The organism is Qipengyuania sp., from assembly GCF_048550555.1.
GTDB lineage: Bacteria > Pseudomonadota > Alphaproteobacteria > Sphingomonadales > Sphingomonadaceae > Qipengyuania.
Genome location: NZ_JBLYYF010000049.1, coordinates 1 through 21,513, shown reverse-complemented (window position 1 = coordinate 21,513; position 21,513 = coordinate 1). Strand labels below are relative to the sequence as shown.

Here is a 21,513-nt window from a genome sequence, read left to right as displayed (position 1 = left end):
TGATGCCGTGCTTGAGCGCGAGGCCCGAGCGCGGCCGGACCTGGATTTCGTACCCCTGCGGGATCGCCAGCGCGAGACCGGTGGCCACCGCGTGACGCTGGCCGGGGGCAAGCGTCACGTCTTCCGCAGCGAGCACGTCCATCCCCGCCGCGCCATCGGTGGCATAGGCGGGCAGCGCGAGCCCCTGTCCATGCGGCAGGCGTTTCACCTGCACCCCGATACGGTCAGTCATGCGCTTCCTCTACCGCTTGCAGCGCGGTGGCGGCGCGGGCCACCAGTTCGCGCGCGACGTCTTCCTTGGGCATTTCGGGCAGGCTCTCGATGCCCGCCGAGGTGACGATATGGACCTGGTTGAGATCGCCCCCCATCACGCCGTCGCCCTCGGCAGAAGAGACATTGTTGGCGATGATCCAGTCGGCGCCCTTGCGCTTGCGCTTGGACTTGGCGTTCTCGACCACGTTCTCGGTCTCGGCGGCGAAGCCGATCAGCAGCGTCGGGCGCTTGCGCCCTGCCGCCGTGCTGGCGAGGATGTCGGGGTTCTCCGCCAGAATCAGCGCGGGCGGCGCGCTGCCGCGCTTCTTCATCTTCTCGCCCGCGACGTGGCGGCTGCGCCAGTCGGCCACTGCGGCGACCATGAAGGCGATGTCGGCAGGCAGCGCGTTGCGCACTTCCTCGGCCATGTCCTCGGCGGTCTCGACGTCCACGCGGTCGACCCCGACCGGGGTCGCCAAATTGACCGGACCGGCGACCAACGTCACGCGCGCGCCGGCGGCGGCGGCCATGGCGGCGATGGCGAAGCCCTGCTTCCCGCTCGAGCGGTTGGCGATATAGCGCACCGGGTCGATCGGCTCGTGCGTCGGCCCGGCGGTGACCAGCACATGCTTGCCGTAAAGTGGGCGGTGCTCGGGATCGGGATCGAACGCCGCCTGCCCGGCAAGCGGCGAAGCATCGAAGGCGGCGGCGCGCGCATGCGCATCGTCGGCGTCATAGGCCAGCGCCCCGGGGTCGGTCGGCGGGGCGGCGGAAGCCCTGCCCTTGGTCGCGAGGATCGGACCGGCATCGGCGGACACTTCGGGCGCGACGGGTTCTTCCGCCACGTCAGGCCCTTCCGTATCCGGATCGGGCTGTTCGTCGAGCTCGGCCTCGATGTCTTCGTGGCTGCGCTGCGGGGTCGAGCGCGGGATGATCATCGCCAGCAGCCCGCCGAGTCCGCCTCCGCTCTTCTCTACTTCCTCTTCGGGTTCGGGCTCGAGAGGCTTGAGATGTTCTTCTTCCGCAGGTGCGGACAATTGCGCCGGAGCGGCCGCGGCCAGTTCGGGCAGGTCGAGGTCGAGGTCGAGTTCCTCGGCGATCCGGCCCAGCACCGCGGGCGGTTCGGGCAGGCGGCCGGGGCCGAACTCGCCGCAGGCCATCGGCCCCTCGTCGGGCTCCATCACCGCGACGCCCGCCTGGCGCAGCCAGTCCACATTGCGCTGCGTCGCCGAATGCTCCCACATCCGCACGTTCATCGCCGGCACGGTCAGCACCGGCTTGTCGGTGGCGAGGATCAGCGTGGTGGCAAGATCGTCGGCAATGCCCGCGGCCATCTTGGCCATCAGGTCCGCCGTCGCCGGGCATACGACCACGAGATCGGCCTCGCGGCTCAGCTGGATATGCCCCATCTCGACCTCGTCCTTGAGATCGAACAGCGAGGTATAGACCTTGTTCTCGGACAGCGCGGCGAGCGCCATCGGGGTGACGAATTGCTGCCCGCCATCGGTCAGCACGCAGGACACGTCGCCCCCGGCCCTGCGGATCAGGCGGACGAGTTCGCACGACTTGTAGGCGGCGATGCCCCCGCCGATGACGAGCAGGATCTTGGGACCGCTCACGCGACGGCCCCCCTCGCGCGCGCCAGGTCCGCGCAGGCGCGCACGCAACGGCAAATGCATTCCGAACCGATCATTGCTGCGCTTGCTAGCGCCCCCCGTGTGGCAATGCCAGCATCGAGCGCTGGCGTTTTTCCCGTAACGCCTTACCCTCCCGTGGTGAATAAAGGGAAAACGGGGGAATTCCGATGCATGTGATCCTGAGCGCGGTACTGCTTGCGCTGGCGATCCTCGATCTGGTGCTGGGCACCAGCTTCCTGGTCGATCCGGCCGGCGGGGCCAGCGACTTCGGCCTCGCGATCGTCTCGCGCCACGGCGAAGCGACGCTGCGCGGCGACATGACCGCCTTCTTCTATGTCGGTTCGCTGTCGCTCGTCTGGGGCGCGTGGCGGAGGCGCGGCGACGTGCTGCTGCCCGCGCTCGGCCTCTTTGCCATCGCCTTCACCGGGCGTTTCATCAATCTCGTGGTTCAAGGGCCTTACGAGGGCTGGATGGTCCCGATGGGGGTCGAGGCCTTCCATTGCCTGGCGATCATCCTGGCGATGCGGGCCTGGGGCTGGTCCCCGCGGACCGCCTGACCGCAGTCGCAAGGTCGGTCAGAGCGCGCGGCGCGAAGGCGAGGCCGACGCCATAGGCGGGGACGAACAGCCCCATCCAGTAGAAGTTCTCCAGCCGTGCGAAGAGCGCGGTGGCGGCGATGAACCCGGCGAACCACAGGCTTGCGAAGGCCCCCAGCCGACCACCGACGGAGAGCCAGCCGAGCAGCGCGAGCACGATCAGCGGGCCCGCGATCGCATGCGGCAGCAGGACCAGCAGCGTCGTCACGTCGATGCCGTAGAAGGGCAGCGAGGGGCCGAGCATTCCGCTCCACCCTTCCGAATGGAGGTCGCCCGGCAGACGGACCGTCGCGACCGAGGCGGCGTGGAACGCCAGCCCGACCGCGAGCAGGGCGATGGCGCCGACGATGCCTGCCAGCCGTTTCCTCTCCCCCGCCAGAAGGGCCACCGCACCCCAGGCGAGCAGGAAGGGCAGCGCCAGTTCGCGCAGCGCGATGGCGAAAATCGCCAGCGCCAGCGCCGCCCACCATGCCTTGCGGAACGACAGCGCCAGTGCGAGCGACAGCATCAGCCCGGCGAGCGCCTCGTGACTGAGCGCGATCTTCTCGAAGAAGGTGAGCATGCCGAAATACCCCGCGAGCAACGCGGCGGCATAGCGTTCGGGCCTGCGGGCGTGCCGGCCCAGCACGGCGAACCAGGCGAGAATGTTGACGCCCCACAGCAGCGCCGCGATCACGCGCCAGCCCTGCGCGCCCCACAGCGCGGTGGTCCAGGCGAGGATCGGGGTCCGGACGGTGACGAAAGGCGAGGTAGGAAAGCCGCGCTCGCGCTGCAGTTCGGCGGCGACGTGGTAGTAGTCCTCGCCCGCCGCGACGCGCGCGTCGATGGTGCTGTAGAGGTCCATGTCGGGGCGCTCGCCGAGCTGGGTGCGCTGTGCGATATCGGCGTCGTGCTGGACATGGCGTGCGGTGATCGCCGGCCCGCTCCAGACGCAGGCTAGCACCGTCAGCAGCAGGACCAGCGCCGCAGCCCAGCGCGGGAGCAGGCGCAGCGGGCGTTCGGGCAGCGTCACTCCCGGCCCCGCGCGGACTGCACCAGCGAGGCGAGCGCCATCGGCACGAAGGCGAGGCCGACGAACATCGCGGGCGCGACCACCGCGCCCCAGTAGAAATTGTTCGCCCGCCCGGCGAGCATGAAGGCGAGCCCGTAGCCGAGGTAGAGCAGCGTGCCCGTCGCTCCGGCGGGCGACTTCCACCCCGCCCAGCCGAGCACCATCAGCAGCACCAGCGGCCCCGCGATCGCGTGCGGCAGGAAGCGCAGGTTCGAGCTCAGCACGACATTGCCGAGCCAGCCCGACAGGCCGCGCAGCACCAGCCAGTCGGGACTTGCCGGATCACTCGGCAGGACCTGCGGCGCAATGAGCGACAGGTGCCAGGCCAGCGCGGCGAGGAAGGCGAGCACCAGCATGGCCCATGCCGCCGCCTCCCGCCAGTCGCGGCGCCAGGCGGCCATCGCGCCCATCAGCAGGACGAAGGGCAGCGCGTGTTCGCGGATCGCCAGCGCCAGTGCGGCGACCGCGAGCGAAGCGCCCCAACGGCCCGGCCGATGCAGCGCGAAGGCGAGCGCGATCAGCATTCCCGCCCACAGCTCGTGGAGCACGAAGTAATAGCGGTTGAGGCCGAGCGATCCGCCCATGAGCATCAGCGCGGCACCGATCCGTTGGCGGGGCGCGCCGCCGGGTTCCTCGCCCAGCCGCTTCCACCAGGCCCAGACGCAGGCACCCAGCAGCAGCACCGCGAGCACCAGCATTCCCCGCTCTCCGAGCCAGGCATGGAGATAGGCGAGCGTCGGCAGGCGCACCGCGATGCCCGGACGCACCGGATAGTCGCTCGCGCGCTGTTCCTCGACGATGAAGTCGTAATAGTTCTCGCCGCCCGCGATGCGCGCGATGACACGATCGTAAAAAGCGAGGTCGTCGTCGCGTTCGGGTTCGGACGTCGCCGCTTGCTCGGCCACGAGATCGGGCACGTCCGAGGGCGTTCCATCGACGCTGGCCGTGAGCGGCGTGAGCGCAGCCAGCACGAGCAGCGCGGCGACCACCGCCAGCAAAACCCGCGCCGGCCAAGCGCGCCAATGGGCGAAGCGGTCCCAGGCGGGCGCCGCTGCCGGGTCGGCTAGCCGATCCACCCCTGCATCAACGCTGCCCATGCCGCGAGCCCCCCTGCCACTGCCGCACCGATATAGCCGAGCAGTCCGGAACCGCGCGCCCTGCGGCGGCGCCTTTCCCACATCAATTCGATCCTGGGCAGCGGCGGCGGTTCGGGCGCGCCGCCCTTGGCCGGGAAGCGGTCCTCGATCCGGCGGATCAGCTCGGGGAGCCGCAGCAGCGTTTCGGTATCGGTGCGGATACGATCGGCGATGGCCGCCTCGGGGCCGAGCTCGTCGCGGATCCAGCTACGGACGTAGGGCGCGCTGGTGTCCCACATGTTGATCTTGGGATTGAGCTGGGTGGCGATGCCTTCGACCATGACCATGGTCTTCTGCAGCAGCAGCAGGTGCGGCTGGGTCTGCATGTCGAAATCGCGCGTGATGGCGAAGAGGCCGTCGAGCATCTGGCCGACGCTCAGCTCGCTCACCGGCTTGCCGCGCATTGGCTCGCCCACCGCTCGCAGCGCGGTCGCGAACTCGTCGACATTGTGATAGCTCGGCACGTATTGCGCCTCGAAATGGATCTCGGCGACGCGGCGGTAATTGCCCGTGGTCAGCCCATAGAGGATTTCCGCCAGCCACATGCGCGCGCGCCGGTCGATCCGGCCCATGATGCCGAAATCGATCGCGGCGATGGTCCCGTCCGCTTTCACGAACAGGTTCCCCTGGTGCATGTCGGCGTGGAAGAAGCCCGCGGCGATCGCCTGCTTGAGGAAGGCCAGCACGAGGCGGTTCGCGATCTCGGCGGTGTCGTGCCCCGCTGCCCTGAGGTCCTCGACCTTGCTGATCTTGATCCCGTCGACCCAGTCGACCGTCATCACGCGGCCATTGGTGCGGTCCCAGTCGATCCCAGGGATTTCGTAGCCCTCGGTGCCGACCATGTGCTCGGCCAGTTCGGACGCGCTCGCGGCCTCGCGGCGCAAGTCGAGTTCGCGATTGGTCCAGCGCTTGAAGTTGGCGATGACCAGCCGCGGGCGAAGGCGTGCCGCCTCGCCGCCCATCGCCTCGACATGCGCGGCCGCCCATTCGTAGGTGTCAATGTCGCGCGCGAACTGCTCGCGCACGCCGGGACGCAGCACCTTGACCGCGACCTGCCGACCTTCGGTGGTGACCGCGCGGTGGACCTGCGCGATCGAGGCGGCGCCGACCGGCACGGGGTCGAATTCGGCATAGAGCGCCTCGAGCGGCTGTTCGAAGCTCGCCTCGATGCTTGCCTTGATCTGCTCGAACGGCACCGGCGGCAAATCGTCCTGCAGCGTCAGCAAATTGCGCGCCGCATCCTCGCCGACGAGGTCGGGCCGCGTTGCCAGCGTCTGGCCGAGCTTGATCGCCGCCGGCCCGATATCGCGAAAGGCACCGGCGTAATCGGGCTCCCTCGACTTGATCGTTCCGATGCTGAATATGCCGATTAGTCGCTTGACGGGTGCGGGCGCATTCGGATCGTTCTGGATCCCGCGCAGCGCGCCGTGCCGCGCGAGGATGCGCGCCCAGCGACCCAGCCGGAAGATATGCGTGAGCGGTCGTGCCACCCTAAACCTTCCACCCCGAATGGATGTTCACCGCGCCGCCGAGGATCGATTCCACGCGCGTGTTCTCGAACCCCGCCTTGCGGATCATCGCCTCGAATTCGGGCGGCCTGGGAAAGCGGCGGATCGACTCGGCGAGGTAGCGATAGCTGTCCTCGTCATTGGCGATCAGCTTGCCGATCTGCGGCATGAGCCGGTGCGAATAGAGGTCGTAGACTTCCTTGAAGCCGGGCCAGTCGGTCTGGCTGAATTCCATGCAGTAGAAGCGCCCGCCGAACTTCAGCACGCGGTGCGCTTCGCGCAGCGCCTTGTCGATGAAGGTCACGTTCCGGATGCCGAAGACGATGGTGTAGGCATCGAAGATGCGGCTGGAGAAGGTCAGTTCCTCGGCATTCTGGCGCGACCAAACCAGACCGTCGATCCCGCGCTCCATCGCGCGTTCGATGCCGACGTCGAGCATGTCCTGGTTGATATCGGAGACGGTGACGCTCGCACCGCGCTCGGCCATGCGGAAGGCGATGTCGCCCGTCCCACCCGCCATGTCGAGGATCGCCTCGCCCGGTTGCGGTTTGACGCGGCTGACGAAGCGGTTCTTCCACAAACGATGCATGCCGCCCGACATGGCATCGTTCATGATGTCGTATTTGGCGGCGACGTTGGAGAACACCTCGCCCACGCGGCCGGTTTTCTCGCTGGCGTCGATGTCTTCGTAGCCGAAGGAAACGGTGTCGTTCATGGCGTGGGCCTTAGGGGGAATTGAGCCGGGCGCAAAGGCTGTTACAGGGGTTTTCATGCCAGAGCTTCCCGAAGTCGAGACAACCGTGCGTGGCCTCGCCCGGTTTCTCGAAGGCGAGCGGATCGTGTCGGTGCGCGTCAACCGGCCCGACATGCGCCGCCCCTTCCCGCCCGACCTCGTCCAGGCGCTCACCGGGGCGACCGTCTCCGGCCTCTCGCGCAGGGCGAAATACGGTCTGATCCACACCGACCGCGACCATGCCATGGTGTTCCACCTCGGCATGAGCGGGCGCTGGCGGATCGATCCGGAAGAGGCGGACAAGCACGACCATCTGGTGCTCGCGACCGCGGACCATGTCTTCGCCTTGAACGACCCACGCCGGTTCGGCTCGGTCGACCTCCTGCTCGCGCCCGAGCTCGACCTGTGGCCGCCCTTCGCCGCGCTCGGCCCCGAGCCGCTGGGCGAGGCGCTTACCGCGGAACACCTGCGCGCGGCGACGCGCGGGCGCAAACAGGCGATCAAGCTGCTGCTATTGGACCAGCGGATCGTGGCGGGCCTCGGCAATATCTACGTCTGCGAGGCGCTGTGGCACGCCGGGATCTCACCGCGAAAACCCGGCGGCAAGGTGACCATGCCGCAGCTCCGCCGCCTCGTTCCCGCGATCAAGGACGTGCTCGAGCGCTCGATCCGTGACGGCGGCTCGACCCTGCGCGATTTCGCCCAGCCCGACGGCGAACTCGGCTATTTCGCCACCCGCTTCCACGTCTACGGCCGCCAGGGCGAGGCCTGCCACCACGAGGACGGCGGCACCATCCGGCGCATCGTGCAGGGCGGGCGCAGCACATGGTTCTGCCCGGTTTGTCAGCGGTGAGGGTCTGAAACTGTGAAACTCAAAATATTCGAAAAGGATTTGCTAATCGGCGAAGCAACAGTTTTCGGAATCGATCCCGGAATGTGCGTGGCGACCGCCAATTTCGAGCCGACCGACCACTACATCGCTGACCGCCACGCTAATATTGTAAACGGAGATTATGTCGGTGACCGCTCTGACAATCTGCGAATTGAGATGTCGAACGGAAGGACGCTTAAGAGCGAAGCTATTGCGATTCAGGATTTTGCTGAAATTGAAGAGCGAGAGGTGAACCTCATAGGAATCTACGAACCTTCGTTCGACGAACTTTTCAGCAAGCACCCCGACTTCAATGAATACTGGCAGTCCCGCTGACTGGCATCCTCAAGCCTCACGCATCCACCAGCGCGTAATGCGGCGGCGGGGGCAGGCCTTCCATCTTCTCGCTCAGGAGCGGGCGGAAGCTCGGGCGGCTTTTCATCACCGCGTACCAGTGGCGCGTCTGGTCGTGGCCCTTCCAGTCGATCCCGCCGAGATAGTCGGCCACCGAAAGCTGCGCCGCGCAGGCGAGGTCGGCGAGGCTGAGCGTCGGCCCCGCGATCCACTGGCGCGTGTCGACCAGCCAGTCGATGTAGTCGAGATGCGCATGCGCGTTCTTCATCGCCTCGCGCAGCATGCGCGAATCGGGCGGCTGGCGCAGCACGAGGCGCTTCTTCATCCGTTCGTGAAGCAGCGGCCCGGTGACGTCGGCGTGGAAATTCTCGTCGAACAGCGCGACCAGCCGGCGGATCTCGGCTCGCTGGAGCGCCGAGCCGTTGATCATCGGATTGCGATCGACCGTTTCCTCGAGGAATTCGCAGATCGCCTGGCTGTCGGACAGCGCGGCATGGCGCGCCGCATCGTGCAGCACGGGAGTGCGCCCCGCCGGGTTGAGGTGCCAGAATTCGTCGCGCCCCTCCCACGGGTTCTCGCGCACGAGTTCATAGGCGATGTTCTTCTCGCCCATCAGCAGACGCAGCTTGCGGCTGAAGGGGCACAGGGGGAATTGGTAGAGCTGCCACATGGATGGGACCGCCTTGCCACAAGCCCGGGGCGCGCGTCCACCGGGGCGCGGGGGACCGAGGCGAATTTACCCGTGGATCAGTCGCGCGGGGGCATGGCGTCGCGCATGCGCCTGGCCATTTCGCGCAGCATCGGGGTCATCGCGGCCATGCCTTCGGCCATCGAACCCGCAGCCTGCATCGCGCGCGGGACATTGCGGGCGACCTCGTCACTCACCCGGCCCGCGTCGGGCGCCATGCTGCGCAGCGTGGTGTCGGGATCGATCTCGTCCGCCTTCTCGCCCGCCATGTCGGCGGCGGCCTGCGCCAGCGGGGCGATCGGCATGTCGAGCAGGACTTCGGTCATGGCCTGGAGCATCAGCGCCATCTCGCGCTGGTAGGCGGGATCGCGCATCTGGTCGGCCAGCTCGGCGAGCGGGGCCGGCGCAGCTTGTGCTGCATCCTGTGCCAGGGCAGGCACCGGAACGGCGAAAGCCGCAAGCGCGGCGGGCAGGACGAATGAACGCATGGACGACCCCCGGTCGATTTCGAATCGGGCGATTGTCTAGCGCTGAAGCACTGACCCGATCCTGAACGCGGTCAGAGCCCCGAGGCGTCGAGCATCATCAGGCAGGGCGGCATGACCTGATCGAGCCGCTCGGGCGAGGACGACAATTCGCCGCTTTCGCGCTGGACCAGCGCCATGATCGTGTCGCGATCGGCGCCGAGTTCGTCCATCAGCTTGGCCGCGGTGCGGACGAAGAACTCCTGGCCGCGCTTGGCCATGACCGGATAGCCGGCCATCGCGGCGTCGCCCGCATTCTGTCCCTTGGCCACCAGCCCGAAGGCGACCGAGCAGCGCAGCGCGCTCGCCTGTTCGAGGGTGAGCGGGGGCAGCGCGGGCGCACCGGCGGCCTGTGCGAGCGTGAGAGCGAGCGGAGCGAGGAAAGTCAGCATGGCTCCGCTTCTAGGCGCGCCAAGCTGAACCGCAAGCGACAAGCTCGCCAATCGCCGCTTGCCAGCCCACTTGCCGCGCTTAAGGTAGCGAATCGAAACCCAAAGGAGAGAGAATCCGATGTTCAACCACATCATGATCGGCACCAACGACATCGACAAGGCGAAGGCCTTTTACGAGAAAGTCCTGAAGGTCATCGGCGTCGAAGGATCGATGGACAACACCACCGACAGCGGCACCAAGCGCGTGTTCTTCATGCACGATGGCGACGTGCTCGCATTGTCGCAGCCGATCGACGGCAAGGATGCGACCTGCGCCAACGGCATGACCATCGGCTTCAAGTGCTCCTCCCCCGAACAGGTGAAGGAACTGCACGATGTCGCGATCGCGGCGGGCGGCACCAGCATCGAAGACCCGCCGGGCCTGCGCGAAACCACCATGGGTGCGATCCACCTGAGCTACTTCCGCGATCTCGACGGACACAAGATCTGCGGCATCCACCGCCCGGCGTGATGCGCGGCGAAGCGGGATTGCTGGCCGACCTCGCGGCGCTGGCAATCCCGTTCGAGGCGCACGAGCATGCGGCGGTCTTCACGGTCGAGGAGAGCCGCAGGATCGACGCCGACATTCCCGGCGCGCATACCAAGAACCTGTTCCTGAAGGACTCCGGCGGCGCATTCTGGCTGGTGACCGTGCCTGCCGCGGCGCGCGTCGACCTCAAGGCCCTGCCCGAGGCCATCGGCTGCAAGCGCGTGAGCTTCGGCAAACCGGAGGAAATGGAGCGCCTGCTCGGCATCGCGCCGGGCTCGGTCACCCCGTTGGCGATGATCGACGCGGAACCTGGGAGCGTGGCGGTGGTGATCGACGCAGGGCTGGCCCAGGCCGAACGCATGAATGTCCACCCGCTGCGCAACACCGGCACGCTGGGTGTGGCGGGTGCGGACGTGCTCGCGCTTTTGCGACATTGGGGACACAAGCCGGTGATAGCCGAGATACCTGTCGCGCTGCCCGCGGGTTGATTTTTCCGCGTTACTGACTTAATCAACTACAACAGTAGTTGGGGAGTGGTACGTGGACGTCTATATCTCGCTTCTCGTCTGGTGGGTGCCGGTCGTGGCGATTGCTGCGCTGTTACAGGCCTTGGGGCGCGGCACGGTCACCTGGGCCTGGATACTCGCCGCCATCGCCGCTTTCGCGCTTTATTCGACCGCCATCTTCCACGCGCCCTCGATTCCGGGAATGCCTGATCTCGAGGGGCTGCAGTACAACTGGATCGGCAAGGTGGCCGCGATCCTCACCACTCTGGTCATGATGGCCGTGGCCATGCGTGTGTCGCCCGCGATCACCCGCGAGACGCTCGGCCTCACACTCAGGCAAAATGAGGGCAGCCTGCGCCCTGCACTCGTCGCGACAGCTGCGATGGTCGCGATCCAGATCGCCTTGCAGCTGGCGTTCGGCGGCGACAACGAGCCGCCCGGCACCGAGACGCTGATCTACCAGGCCATCGTTCCCGGCGTCGACGAGGAACTGCTGTTCCGCGGGTTGCTGCTTGCCTTTGTCGCGGCCGCGCTTGCCAACTGGCAGCACTGCTGGCGCTGGGCGGGCGTCTTCGTGACGCTCGTCTTCGCGCTCGGCCACTCGCTGTTCTTTGCCGTCGAGGGGGTTCAGTTCGCGCCCGACGCGCTGATCTACGTCGCGATTCTCGGCGCGCTGATGATGTATATCCGCCTGCGCACGGGCAGCATCCTCATGCCGTTGATCGCGCACAACCTGACCAATGTGGTCGGCCAACTGGTCTAGCGGGCTAGCGCGAGAGTTCGAAAACCGCGAATTCGGCGCGCCAGTTCGCCGCGCCCGCCACGGGCCGCTCGCCGGCGAAGAACCACTCGCGCTCGATCCGTGCCCCCTTTTCGCGGGCCAGTTCCCGGAAGTCCTTCACCGTCACATGGTGGATGTTCTGCGTTTCGTACCAGCTCACCGGGATGCTGCGGGTCACCGGCATGCGTCCCTGCAGCAGCAGCGCGGCGCGCGTTCGCCAATGCGCGAAATTGGGGAAGCTGACGAAGGCGCGGGTGCCAACGCGGAGCAGTTCGTCGAGCATCCGATCGGGGCGCGCGGCGGTCTGCAGCGTCTGGCTGAGCACGGCGTAGTCGAAACCCTTGTCGGGATAGTCGGCGAGGTCGCGGTCGGCATCGCCCTGGACCACCGAGAGGCCCTGGCTGACGCAGCGCTCGACGCTTTCCGGATCGATCTCGATCCCGCGCACGTCGCAGCCGGTATCGCGCAGCGCGAGCATCAGCGCGCCGTCGCCGCAGCCGATATCGAGCACGCGGCTGTCGGGCACGATTTGGCGCGCGATCACGGCGAGGTCGGGGCGTAGCTCGTTGCTGGAGAAGCTCATCCGAGGAAGCCCCCGACCACGCGATCGAGCGCGGGCACATCGAGCAGGAAGCTGTCGTGGCCATGCGGGGCCGAAAGCTCGACGAAGCTCACCGCCGCCCCCGCCGCGTTGAGTGCGTGGACCACGTGGCGGCTTTCGCTCGTGGGATAGAGCCAGTCGCTGTCGAAGCTGACGAGGCAGAAGCGCGCGCGTGTCCCGATGAAGGCATCGGCCAGCCTGCCGCCATGCTCCTCGGCCAGGTCGAAATAGTCCATTGCACGGGTGATGTAGAGATAGCTGTTGGCATCGAAGCGGCGGGTGAAGCCGCTGCCCTGATAGCGCAAATAGCTTTCGACCTGGAAATCGGCATCGAAGCCGAATGTCTTGGCGTCTCGATCCTGCAGGTTGCGCCCGAACTTCTGCGTCAGCGCCTCTTCACTGAGATAGGTGATATGCGCCGCCATGCGCGCCACGGCGAGCCCGTTGTCGGGCGCCTCGCCGGCGTAGTAATCGCCTCCGCTCCAGCGCGGATCGGCCATGATCGCTTGCCGGCCGAGCTCGTGGAAGGCGATGTTCTGCGCCGAGTGGCGGCTGGTCGAGGCGATCACCAGCACGCGCTCGGCCCGCGCCGGCCAGTTCGCCGCGAGGCTGAGCGCCTGCATCCCGCCCATCGATCCGCCGACCACCGCATGCAGCCGCTCGATCCCCAGCGCGTCGAGCAGGCCGACATGCGCGCGGACCATGTCGCGGATGGTGATGACCGGGAAGCGCATGGCATGGGGCTGGCCGTCCGCCGCCTCGCTCGCCGGACCGGTCGAGCCCATGCAACTGCCGATGACATTGGCGCAGATCACGTGGAAGCGGGTCGTATCGATCGGCTTGCCCGGTCCCACCATCCGCTCCCACCAGCCCGGCTTGCCGGTGATCGGGTGAGGCGAGGCGACATATTGGTCGCCGGTGAGCGCGTGGCACAACAGGATCGCGTTCGAGCGGTCCGCATTGAGCGCGCCATAGGTCTCGTAAGCCACCTCGACACGCGCCAGGTCGCCGCCGCCATCGAGCGGCAGCGGGTCGGGCAAAGTCAGCGTCTGCGAATGTGCGCTCAAATCGGACCTTGGGGCGAAACAATCAAACGCTGCCTCTATCGCCTCGCGTCGCGCTTGTCGAAGGGGCGATATTCTTTCATGCGACAAAGCCGAACATGGCAGACACACCCATCCTGAAGCCGTGGATCGAAGCGATCCATGCCTATGTGCCCGGCAAGTCCAGGGCGGCCGACGGGCGTCCGCTGGTCAAGCTGTCGGCGAACGAGAACCCGCTCGGCTGCAGCCCCAAGGTGCTCGAGACGCTGGCGGGCGGGCATGAGCCGAACCTCTATCCCGATCCCGACGCCACCCGATTGCGCGAGGCGATCGGCAAGCTCCATGGCATCGACCCGGCGCGGATCGTCTGCGGCACGGGCTCGGGCGAATGCCTCCACGGCGCGGTGCAGGCTTTCGCCGGGCCGGGCGACGAGGTGCTGTTTGCGCGCTATTCCTTCTCGCTCTACCCGCTGCTCGCGCACAAGGTCGGCGCAGAGGTCGTGCTGGCCGAGGACAGTGACTACGCGCCCGATGTCGACAAGCTGCTCGCCGCGGTAACCGAGCGGACGCGCGTGGTGCTGCTCGACAATCCCAACAATCCCATCGGCACCTTCCTGCCGCGCGCCGAGGTCGAGCGCCTGCATGCGGGCCTGCCGAAGGATGTGCTCCTGGTAATCGATCAGGCCTATGCCGAATTCCTGCCCGAAGGGGTCGACGATGGCGGCATGGAACTCGCCGCGCGGCATGCCAACGTCCTTGTTACCCGCACCTTTGCCAAGGCCTACGGCATCGCCGGCGAACGGGTGGGCTGGGCGACCGGCGCGCCGCACCTGGTCGACGCGCTAAACCGCCTTCGCGGCGCGTTCAACGTGACCGCGAGCGGGCAGCGGGCGGCACTCGCGGCGCTGGCCGACCGGGATTTCGTCGCGAGATCGCGCGAAGCCAATGCCGCCGCTCGCGCATATTTCGTGGGAAAAATCGACGCCCTCGGCAACCACGGGCTGCGCGCCCTACCGAGCGAAGCGAATTTCGTGCTGGTGGTGTTCGAGGGCGACCTCGCCGCCACCACCGCGCTCGAGGCGATTGCCGAGGCGGGCTATGCCGTGCGCCACCTGCCCGGGCAGGGCCTGCCACAAGCGCTGCGGATCACCGTGGGCACGCCCGCGCAAATGGACGATATCGCTGCGGTGCTGCGCACCCTCTGCGGGGAAAGGCCATGACCATCGAGCGCGTCGCCATCGTCGGCCTCGGCCTGATCGGCGGCTCGATCGGCCTGGCGGTGCAGGGCATGCTTCCCGATGTCGCGACCATGGGCTGGGATGCCGATGCCGACGTGCGCAGCCGCGCCGCCGAGCGCGGCCTCGTCGGCAGAGTCTGCGCCACGATTGCCGAGGCGGTTCGCGAGGCCGACCTCGTCATCCTCTGCGTGCCGGTCGGCGCGATGGGCTATGCCGCCGAGGCGATCGCCCCGCATCTGCGGCCCGGCACGATCGTCAGCGACGTTGGATCGTCCAAGCGCAGCGTTGGCGAGGCGCTGACCGCCGCGCTGCCCGAGGCCGTGGTGATCCCCGCGCATCCCGTCGCCGGGACCGAGAAGAGCGGGCCCGAAGCGGGCTTTGCCGAGCTGTTCCGCCACCGCTGGTGCATCGTCACGCCCGGCGCGGACGCGCCGCAGGCGGCCATCGACGCGCTCTCCGCCTTCTGGGAAGGGCTCGGCGCCAAGGTCGAGATCATGGATGCCGACCACCACGATGTCGTGCTGGCGGTGACCAGCCATATCCCCCACCTCATCGCCTATACCATCGTCGGCACCGCCTCCGACCTCGAGGACGTGACTCGCGGCGAGGTGATCAAATATTCGGCCGGCGGTTTCCGCGATTTCACCCGTATCGCGGCGAGCAATCCGACCATGTGGCGCGACGTCTTCCTCACCAACCGCGACGCGGTGCTCGAGGTGCTGGGCCGCTTCACCGAGGACCTCAGCCTGCTCCAGCGCGCGATCCGCAACGGCGACGGCGACACGCTCTACGAATTGTTCGAGCGCACCCGCACCATCCGCCGCTCGATCATCGAGGAAGGCCAGGACGACGCGAGGCCGGATTTCGGTCGCAAGGATCATTGAGGGGTGTTGGCTGAGCGCGGCTTGGGGGAGGGCCTGATGGCGGCAGTCTGTTCCGAGATGGGGTAACAATCGGGCGGCGAGCAATTCTGCCTTCACAACCCCCTGCGCAATTTAGTTCCCTCGCGGGCGGTACACACCCTCATCGATCATGAGCGAAATATCGTTCTGGTAAATCGCCCAGGCCTGTAGGCAATTCCAGGCCGGGCCTGTGGCGCCAGGGGGCACGAGCGAGAGGACGGGTGTTCCGTATTCACCTTCGCCAAGGCGATAATGCGCAGGATTGGCCTGGCAGGCCATCATCGCTTGGGGCAAGGTTCGGGCTTTGCATCGTCTTTGCTCTCGTATCTCATGCCGGTTCGCTGCTTCCTGGACACCGAGCGCCGCGAGCGGAACGACCAGTGTGAGCGCCAGGCGGCGCAAGCCGGGATTGTGCTGCAATCGCAGCTGTAACCAAATGCCGAGGACGATCAGCACGCCGACGAGGCCGCGGAGCGAATGGAAGAGCCAGCCGGGTCCCTCGCATGGCGGCAACCCGAACCGCGGCAGGTAATCGAGGACTAACCGAGCTGACACGAACAGCAACAGCGCGGCAGCGATAAGCGATGACGATCTGATCGCTATCAGGCGCAGACCATTCTGCCGATTTATGGGACCGGTCAAATCGCGCCCTGCTCTTTCCAGTAGCGGTAGGTCTGGATGTACTTTATTTTGACATCGCCCTTCTGCGGCCAGTGCAGCGGCGAGAACATCAATCCGGTCAGCTTCGCCGCCCAGATCGCATCGACCAGCCGTCCGTCGAAGATCGGATAGAGCCCGTAGTCGAGGAGATAGAAGGCCAGCGCATCTTCGGCACCGGGGAGCAGCGTAAGGCGATTGAGTGTCCTGATCCTGTGGCTGTAAACCTCCTGCTGGAGGGATGGATCGTAGAATTGCCGGGCCAGTTCGAAATCGGAGGCATCACGATCGAAATCGGTCACCACCCGTTTCACCTTGCCGAGCCAGTACGTTCCGACCTCCTGCGTCACCGGGCCTGACGTATCGCATTCCACAAAGTCGAAGGCCGACGGGTCCATGCCATGCAAAAGCTGCCGCGCCCGGTCGGACAGAATCCAGCGGTCATAGCCGTAAAAATCCAGCGGCTTGTTGCGGAGTGCGATCCGCACGCGCGGTGTCTCCGCATATTTGGGCAACCCGAACTGCGTTTCGAAAGAATTGCCGGTCTGAGTGTAACCGACCATGCGCGACCGGTCGGCCTCTCGTCTCAACCTGTCCTCGTCGGACAGTTCGAAGTCGGACGGGTTTCTTCCAATGGCTGGCGCTGCGATGAAAAGGCGCCTTGCCTCGCCGGCTTCGCTCACCGCGCACCCCCGCGAAAGCCACGGATCACCGGCTTTGGCTGTTTGGTCACCCGGCTACTGCTCCACTGTACGCGGTGTCCATGCGGCATACGGGCCCGACCAGTTGAAGTTGATCATCTCGATCAGGCCGTCTCGCACGCGAAGGATCGCGGCACCCCCTTCAAACGGTACACCCGCCGGCTGGTCATAATAGCTGCACCACCAGTTGACCGTGTAGCTTTGTGATCCTCGGTTGCGCATAAGCGCGCCCACATCGCAATCCTTCGTCTTCTCGAAGATTACCTCGACACTGTCCTCGAGGTTGCTCGGTGTCTGCCTGGCCCGGAATTGAGGTTCGTACTGCACCTGGGGATGGGAATTCGCCTCGAGATAGGCCGTATCCCGAGCAAGAATCGCAGAGAGGTATGAGCGCATCAGCGCCTCATCGCTCTGAGTATCCGCAGCAGGTGCAGCGGCCGAAAGTGCCGCTGCCAAAACCGAACCCAGCATTGCCATGTGTTCCTGAAAGAGAATTTCCGCGAATTTAGCAGGTTATCGGGAGTTCGGCTATCAGGTCGCTGGCCAAATCGCCGCTTACAGGCGGAGCGCTGAGAAATGAGCCGATCGCCCAGGTCGCATTCCCCCTTTCCTACAAGTACGACGCGGGCCTAGGCTCGATGCGTTCTTTGACCCGTCGATCCACCCTGTCCGAAGCCCCGCCGCCCGTGCGGGGTTTTCGCGCTTCAACGCGCCCCTATGGAGTTCGTCCAGGCACCGCGTCCGGCATGTACTTCGTCAACTTGCGCGACAAGCAACTCACGCGTTCAGCGCGTTGATCGCGGTCAGTACCCGCTCCTCGACCTCGGGCCGCGGGAGGCCCGGCGGGATCGGTTCGCCGAACTTGTAGGTGATCCGCCCCGGCTGCTTGAGCCGACGGTGATAGACCGGGCCGCTGTTCACCGCGACCGGGACCACCGGCAGGCCGAGCATCTTGTAGAGCCCGGCGAAGCCCGATTGGAGCTCGCGCTTCTCGCCATGCGGGACGCGCGTGCCCTCGGGAAAGATCACCAGCGGGCGACCGTCGGCCACCAGCGCCCTGGCCGAGCGGATCATCCGCATCAGCGCCTTGGCACCGGCATCGCGCTCGACCGGGACCAGCCCGAAGGCCGCAGCGGCGCGGCCCCACAGCGGGATGCTGAACAGCTCCTGCTTGGCGAAGACGCTGGGCGTGTCGAACAGCGCGGGCGCATCGATCGCCTCGAAGAAGCTCTCGTGCTTGATCGCGTAGAGCACCGGTTCGGCGAGCGGCGCGCCCTCGTGCACGATCTCGCAGCCGAGCAGATGCGTCAGGCACCAGCGTTGCCATTGCGACCAGTTGCGCACCCGCGCGCGGAATGCCGTGACGCTGAAGGGCAGCGCGATCAGCGAGGCGGAGGTGATCAGCAGGCTGCCCAGGTAGAAGGCGAAATAGAAGGCGATGTTCCGCAGCAGGCGCGCGAGCCCCCTCACCGCGGCAGGCCCTGCGAAACCGCCGCCGCGAGCAGCTTGTTGTATTCGAGATAGAGCGTGGCGAGGTCGGGATGCGAAGGCACCGCGTCCTTGATCACCTCGATTTCGGGCGGCAGCGTTTCGCTGAATTCGGACGCCGCCCGGGCCATGTGCCAGTCGGTGGTCACCAGCCGCACCGTGGTGAAATCGTTTTTCTTGAGCCACTGCGCCGCCTCGCCCGCATTGCTGCGCGTGTCCACCGCGAGGTAGCCGAGCTTGACGCAGCATTCCATCGTCCGCCGCGAGACGTCGAACTCCGCGGCGAATTCGGCCGGCTTGACCTCGGGATCCACCCCCGAGACGAACATCTCCTTGGCCAGCCCCTGCCCGACCACGTCGAGCCCGCGCGCGATCCGCCCCGGTCCGCCGGTCAGCACGATCACCGCATCGGTCTTCTCGTCGGTGGCGGGCTTGGGCAAGGCGACGGCGAAGCCGAGGAAGCCCAGCGCATAGATCAGCACGGCGGCGGCGAAGAAGCGGAGGATCACAGCATTTTCCTGAGCGACGCGAGGACGGTGAACCGCGCCGTGAGAACCGCTAGAGCAACCGCCCCCGCCGGGACAAGGGCCAAGACCAGCCAGTCGGTGGTTTCGAGCCCTCCGCCCGAAACCAGGCCGGAATCGAGTGCCGAGAACTGCGCCCCCATCAGCCACACCGCCGCCATGCCGAGGACGAGGCCGAGCGCTCCGCCCATCAACGCATCGACGAGGATCGAGCGCTGGAAGATCCGGGCGATCTGGTGGTCGCTGCCGCCGAGCAGGTGGACGATCTCGATCGTGTCGCGATTGCTGCCGAGCGCATTGCGCGCGGCCAGCCACACCGCAGCAGCGCCGGTGAAGGCGAGCAGCGCGATCAGCCCCAGCGCCATCCACCCCAGCGCCGACAGCGCCGCGAGCACCGGGGCGAGCCATTTTCCCTGCGCATCGATCCGCGCATCGGGCGCGCGATCGGCGACCAGGCTGCGCAGCCGTTCGAGCGTCGCCTGGTCGGCACCGCCGCGCAGGCGTAGGTCGATCAGCGTGGGGATCGGCACCGCATCCTCAGGATTGTCGGTTCCCAGCCAGGGCTCGAGCAGTTCCTCGACCGTCTCCTGCGGCACCAGTGCGAGCCCGGCCACGGCGGGATCCTGCACCAGAATGTCCGCCACGGCTTCGGCCTGCTGCGCGCGGTTCGCCGGATCGGCGGCGAGAATCTGCACGGTCGCGCTGCCGGCGAGTTCGCCGCGTGCGCGGTCGGCCAGATTGTCGAGCGCCAGCCCGCCGCCCGCCGCCAGCACGGTCAGCGCGACCATGATCGCGATCACCCAGGGCATCGGTCCGCCGAGGCGGGCCTGCGGCAGCAGGTGCGCCGCCCGTTTGCCGCGCAACGGAGCGGGACCGCGGGCCGCCGAGCGGCTGAGTACCGGCGGCTTCTTCATTCGCCCGCCCCTACCCGACGCGGCGGGTAGCGCAGCGCGCCGGTGGGATCGGACAGCAGCCCCTTGTCGAGCCGCATGATCAGCGAATCGGGCACCTTGCGCAGCAGGTGGACATCGTGCGTCGCCACCACCACCGTCGTGCCGAGACGATTGAGCGCCTCGAACAGGCGAATGAGCTTGAGCGCCATTTCCGGATCGACGTTGCCGGTCGGTTCGTCCGCCACCAGCATGTCGGGCCGCCCGATCACCGCGCGGGCGATGGCGACGCGCTGCTGCTCGCCGCCCGACAGCGTCGCCGGGCGCGCGTCGGCCCGATGCGCGAGGCCGACCCATTCGAGCATGTCCGAAACCGGCCCCAGCAAATCCGCCTCGCGCACGCCAGAGACGCGAAGCGGCAGCGCGACATTGTCGAAGGCCGAGAGGTGGTCGACCAGCCGGAAATCCTGGAACACGACCCCCATGCGCCGGCGATAGGCCGGCAGCCTCTCGCGCGGCTGGGTGATGACGTCGGTGCCGAACATGCGGATCGCCCCGCGCGAGGGACGCTGGGCGAGATAGAGCAGCTTGAGCAGCGAGGTCTTGCCCGCGCCGCTGGCGCCGGTGAGGAAATAGAACCGCCCGGGAAACAGGGTGAAGGAAATGTTCGACAGCACCTCGCGCTCGGTGCCGTAGCGCAGCCCGACATTGTCGAACCGGACGATCTCTTCCTCGGGCGCGCTCATCGCCCGGCCGGCTGGATCAAGAGGAAAGCGGCGCCCGTCATCGTCGCGAACAGCCTATAACCGCGCTTGCATGTGGAAAAAAGCCGCTCTGGGGGTTTGCGAACAGGGCTGTCGCTTGTCGTGATTCGCGGCGCGGCCTAAGGCCTTGGGTCACCATGATCATTGCCTGCCCTGCCTGTTTCACGCGCTACGTCGTGCCCGACAGTGCCATCGGAATCGAAGGGCGCACCGTGCGCTGCGCGAAGTGCAAGCACAGCTGGTTCCAGGATGGGCCCGATGCGGAGCGGCTCGCCGCGCTCGAAGAGAGTCCGGTTGCCCCCGCGCCGGCGGCCCCGCCCCCTCCACCCCCGGACGCCGAGCGTCCCGCTCCGCAGGCCAAGCCGGGCTTCACCTATGACGATACGGCGCCTGCGGAAGGGCCGGATTTCGACGAGGCCGCGCCCCCCTATGGCGAGGTGCAGGACGATCTCCCCCCGCCTCCCGAGCCGGAAGAGGAAGACGGCCGCTCGCGCTTCGACCATGCGCCGCCCTTCCGCCCGCGCCGCAATCTGACCAAGCTGTGGACCTGGGCCGCCATGGTCTTCGCGGTCGTCGCACTCACCACCGTGGTGGCGGTGAATTATGTCGGCCTGCCCGACTGGGTGCCGGTCTCGCGCCCGCTGTTCGGCGCGGCGCAACCCGATCTCGAGCTGAGCTTCCCGGTGGAGCAGCAGGAACGGCGCACGCTGCCCAACGGCACCGAGTTCTTCGGCGCGCGGATCATCGTCAAAAACACCGCGCGCGAATCGCGCCCGATCCCCTCGATCCTGATCGTGCTGCGCGACCAGCGCGAGCGGCAGGTCTACAGCTGGGTGGTCCAGCCGCCGCAGTCTAGCCTCGCGCCGGGCGAGGAACTGACCATCAACGAGGCGGTCACCGACGTGCCCAAATCGGCGGTCTTCGCCGATATCGGCTGGGCCCCGCGCTAGCTTTCACTTTCGCGCAATAAAGGTGCTTGCGGGGGCGCAGCCTCGCTGCTAGTGGCGCGCTCCTACCGACGGGAGCCGCCCTTCGCGGATTCGCTCCCGGTGCAGACTGTGTGCGGTCGTGGCGGAACTGGTAGACGCGCAACGTTGAGGTCGTTGTGGCCGCAAGGCCGTGGAAGTTCGAGTCTTCTCGACCGCAC

The 21,513-nt window shown here is 67.0% G+C and carries 26 protein-coding genes, 1 tRNA gene and 1 pseudogene; 10 read left to right on the top strand and 18 right to left on the bottom strand.

Annotated elements, in window-relative coordinates; all coding sequences use genetic code 11:
* Together ACN4E0_RS13450 and ACN4E0_RS13445 are read right to left on the bottom strand one after the other, a co-directional pair.
* Positions 1-232, bottom strand: a pseudogene (locus ACN4E0_RS13450) (dUTP diphosphatase); the annotation flags it as partial.
* Positions 225-1,871, bottom strand: a complete 1,647-nt coding sequence (locus ACN4E0_RS13445; protein ID WP_419568640.1) for a bifunctional phosphopantothenoylcysteine decarboxylase/phosphopantothenate synthase — start codon at positions 1,869-1,871, stop codon at positions 225-227. The gene ACN4E0_RS13445 and the pseudogene ACN4E0_RS13450, both read right to left, overlap by 8 nt.
* Positions 1,872-2,056: 185 nt before the next feature.
* Between ACN4E0_RS13445 and ACN4E0_RS13440 the strand changes: the two genes are divergently transcribed.
* Positions 2,057-2,446, top strand: a complete 390-nt coding sequence (locus ACN4E0_RS13440; RefSeq protein ID WP_419568638.1) for a hypothetical protein — start codon at positions 2,057-2,059, stop codon at positions 2,444-2,446.
* Here the strand turns inward: ACN4E0_RS13440 and ACN4E0_RS13435 are convergent.
* Genes ACN4E0_RS13435 through ACN4E0_RS13420 form a run of 4 tightly spaced genes read right to left on the bottom strand, consistent with a single transcriptional unit; the run spans position 2,400 to position 6,895 of the window.
* Positions 2,400-3,497: a hypothetical protein gene (locus ACN4E0_RS13435; RefSeq protein WP_419568636.1), complete on the bottom strand. Its 1,098-nt coding sequence runs from the start codon at positions 3,495-3,497 to the stop codon at positions 2,400-2,402. The genes ACN4E0_RS13440 and ACN4E0_RS13435 overlap by 47 nt on opposite strands.
* Positions 3,494-4,633 carry a hypothetical protein gene (locus ACN4E0_RS13430; protein ID WP_419568634.1) on the bottom strand — a complete coding sequence of 380 codons (1,140 nt, stop codon included), beginning with the start codon at positions 4,631-4,633 and terminating at the stop codon, positions 3,494-3,496. The genes ACN4E0_RS13435 and ACN4E0_RS13430 overlap by 4 nt, the downstream gene beginning before the upstream one ends.
* Positions 4,600-6,162, bottom strand: a complete 1,563-nt coding sequence (gene ubiB / locus ACN4E0_RS13425) for a 2-polyprenylphenol 6-hydroxylase (protein ID WP_419568632.1) — start codon at positions 6,160-6,162, stop codon at positions 4,600-4,602. Before ubiB ends, ACN4E0_RS13430 begins: the two co-directional genes overlap by 34 nt.
* Before the next feature lies 1 nt (position 6,163).
* On the bottom strand, positions 6,164-6,895 hold the full coding sequence (locus ACN4E0_RS13420; RefSeq protein WP_419568630.1) for a class I SAM-dependent methyltransferase: 732 nt from the start codon (positions 6,893-6,895) through the stop codon (positions 6,164-6,166).
* Between the two features lie 55 nt (positions 6,896-6,950).
* Here ACN4E0_RS13420 and mutM point away from each other — a divergent pair, with 55 nt between their 5' ends.
* The gene (gene mutM, locus ACN4E0_RS13415; RefSeq protein WP_419568628.1) at positions 6,951-7,766 is read left to right on the top strand and encodes a bifunctional DNA-formamidopyrimidine glycosylase/DNA-(apurinic or apyrimidinic site) lyase; all 816 of its coding nucleotides are present in this window, start codon (positions 6,951-6,953) and stop codon (positions 7,764-7,766) included.
* 12 nt (positions 7,767-7,778) lie between these two features.
* Positions 7,779-8,120 carry a hypothetical protein gene (locus ACN4E0_RS13410; RefSeq protein WP_419568626.1) on the top strand — a complete coding sequence of 114 codons (342 nt, stop codon included), beginning with the start codon at positions 7,779-7,781 and terminating at the stop codon, positions 8,118-8,120.
* A gap of 16 nt (positions 8,121-8,136) precedes the next feature.
* Here the strand turns inward: ACN4E0_RS13410 and ACN4E0_RS13405 are convergent, their stop codons facing one another.
* The 3 genes from ACN4E0_RS13405 to ACN4E0_RS13395 form a co-directional block, all read right to left on the bottom strand.
* A complete protein-coding gene (locus ACN4E0_RS13405; RefSeq protein WP_419568624.1) occupies positions 8,137-8,808 on the bottom strand; it encodes a glutathione S-transferase family protein in 672 nt (223 codons plus the stop codon).
* A 77-nt stretch (positions 8,809-8,885) separates the two neighbouring features.
* Positions 8,886-9,314 carry a hypothetical protein gene (locus tag ACN4E0_RS13400; RefSeq protein WP_419568622.1) on the bottom strand — a complete coding sequence of 143 codons (429 nt, stop codon included), beginning with the start codon at positions 9,312-9,314 and terminating at the stop codon, positions 8,886-8,888.
* 71 nt (positions 9,315-9,385) lie between these two features.
* On the bottom strand, positions 9,386-9,742 hold the full coding sequence (locus tag ACN4E0_RS13395; RefSeq protein ID WP_419568620.1) for a hypothetical protein: 357 nt from the start codon (positions 9,740-9,742) through the stop codon (positions 9,386-9,388).
* 118 nt (positions 9,743-9,860) lie between these two features.
* Between ACN4E0_RS13395 and ACN4E0_RS13390 the strand changes: the two genes are divergently transcribed.
* The 3 genes from ACN4E0_RS13390 to ACN4E0_RS13380 are packed head-to-tail and all read left to right on the top strand — an operon-like array spanning position 9,861 to position 11,540.
* On the top strand, positions 9,861-10,253 hold the full coding sequence (locus ACN4E0_RS13390; RefSeq protein ID WP_419568618.1) for a VOC family protein: 393 nt from the start codon (positions 9,861-9,863) through the stop codon (positions 10,251-10,253).
* Entirely contained in the window at positions 10,253-10,759 is a 507-nt protein-coding gene (locus tag ACN4E0_RS13385; RefSeq protein ID WP_419568642.1) for a prolyl-tRNA synthetase associated domain-containing protein, read from the top strand. Before ACN4E0_RS13390 ends, ACN4E0_RS13385 begins: the two co-directional genes overlap by 1 nt.
* Before the next feature lie 52 nt (positions 10,760-10,811).
* Positions 10,812-11,540: a CPBP family intramembrane glutamic endopeptidase gene (locus ACN4E0_RS13380; RefSeq protein WP_419568616.1), complete on the top strand. Its 729-nt coding sequence runs from the start codon at positions 10,812-10,814 to the stop codon at positions 11,538-11,540.
* 4 nt (positions 11,541-11,544) lie between these two features.
* Here ACN4E0_RS13380 and metW read toward each other — a convergent pair whose 3' ends face one another.
* Positions 11,545-12,141, bottom strand: coding sequence for a methionine biosynthesis protein MetW (gene metW / locus ACN4E0_RS13375; protein WP_419568614.1), 597 nt, complete (start codon positions 12,139-12,141; stop codon positions 11,545-11,547).
* A complete protein-coding gene (gene metX / locus ACN4E0_RS13370; protein ID WP_419568612.1) occupies positions 12,138-13,226 on the bottom strand; it encodes a homoserine O-acetyltransferase MetX in 1,089 nt (362 codons plus the stop codon). The genes metW and metX overlap by 4 nt, the downstream gene beginning before the upstream one ends.
* 95 nt (positions 13,227-13,321) lie before the next feature.
* Between metX and ACN4E0_RS13365 the strand changes: the two genes are divergently transcribed.
* Both ACN4E0_RS13365 and ACN4E0_RS13360 read left to right on the top strand, forming a co-directional pair.
* Entirely contained in the window at positions 13,322-14,422 is a 1,101-nt protein-coding gene (locus tag ACN4E0_RS13365; RefSeq protein ID WP_419568610.1) for a pyridoxal phosphate-dependent aminotransferase, read from the top strand.
* Complete coding sequence (locus ACN4E0_RS13360) at positions 14,419-15,324, top strand: prephenate/arogenate dehydrogenase family protein (protein WP_419568608.1); 906 nt, start codon at positions 14,419-14,421, stop codon at positions 15,322-15,324. The genes ACN4E0_RS13365 and ACN4E0_RS13360 overlap by 4 nt, the downstream gene beginning before the upstream one ends.
* A gap of 111 nt (positions 15,325-15,435) precedes the next feature.
* On the opposite strand, the gene ACN4E0_RS13355 is transcribed toward ACN4E0_RS13360, so the two are convergent.
* From ACN4E0_RS13355 to ftsE, 7 genes are all read right to left on the bottom strand, one after another.
* Positions 15,436-15,984 carry a hypothetical protein gene (locus tag ACN4E0_RS13355; protein WP_419568606.1) on the bottom strand — a complete coding sequence of 183 codons (549 nt, stop codon included), beginning with the start codon at positions 15,982-15,984 and terminating at the stop codon, positions 15,436-15,438.
* A complete protein-coding gene (locus ACN4E0_RS13350) occupies positions 15,981-16,682 on the bottom strand; it encodes an imm11 family protein (RefSeq protein ID WP_419568604.1) in 702 nt (233 codons plus the stop codon). The genes ACN4E0_RS13355 and ACN4E0_RS13350 overlap by 4 nt, the downstream gene beginning before the upstream one ends.
* 54 nt (positions 16,683-16,736) lie before the next feature.
* The gene (locus ACN4E0_RS13345; RefSeq protein ID WP_419568602.1) at positions 16,737-17,171 is read right to left on the bottom strand and encodes a hypothetical protein; all 435 of its coding nucleotides are present in this window, start codon (positions 17,169-17,171) and stop codon (positions 16,737-16,739) included.
* Between the two features lie 306 nt (positions 17,172-17,477).
* Positions 17,478-18,170 (bottom strand): lysophospholipid acyltransferase family protein, encoded by a 693-nt coding sequence (locus ACN4E0_RS13340; protein WP_419568600.1) that lies wholly within the window; start codon positions 18,168-18,170, stop codon positions 17,478-17,480.
* Positions 18,167-18,697 carry a YdcF family protein gene (locus ACN4E0_RS13335; RefSeq protein ID WP_419568598.1) on the bottom strand — a complete coding sequence of 177 codons (531 nt, stop codon included), beginning with the start codon at positions 18,695-18,697 and terminating at the stop codon, positions 18,167-18,169. The genes ACN4E0_RS13340 and ACN4E0_RS13335 overlap by 4 nt, the downstream gene beginning before the upstream one ends.
* Positions 18,694-19,626: a cell division protein FtsX gene (locus tag ACN4E0_RS13330; RefSeq protein WP_419568596.1), complete on the bottom strand. Its 933-nt coding sequence runs from the start codon at positions 19,624-19,626 to the stop codon at positions 18,694-18,696. Before ACN4E0_RS13330 ends, ACN4E0_RS13335 begins: the two co-directional genes overlap by 4 nt.
* On the bottom strand, positions 19,623-20,348 hold the full coding sequence (gene ftsE, locus ACN4E0_RS13325) for a cell division ATP-binding protein FtsE (RefSeq protein WP_419568594.1): 726 nt from the start codon (positions 20,346-20,348) through the stop codon (positions 19,623-19,625). Before ftsE ends, ACN4E0_RS13330 begins: the two co-directional genes overlap by 4 nt.
* A 155-nt stretch (positions 20,349-20,503) precedes the next feature.
* Between ftsE and ACN4E0_RS13320 the strand changes: the two genes are divergently transcribed.
* Together ACN4E0_RS13320 and ACN4E0_RS13315 are read left to right on the top strand one after the other, a co-directional pair.
* A complete protein-coding gene (locus ACN4E0_RS13320) occupies positions 20,504-21,316 on the top strand; it encodes a zinc-ribbon domain-containing protein (RefSeq protein ID WP_419568592.1) in 813 nt (270 codons plus the stop codon).
* 112 nt (positions 21,317-21,428) lie between these two features.
* Positions 21,429-21,512: transfer RNA gene (locus ACN4E0_RS13315), tRNA-Leu, on the top strand.
* The last annotated feature ends 1 nt before the right edge of the window (position 21,513 follow it).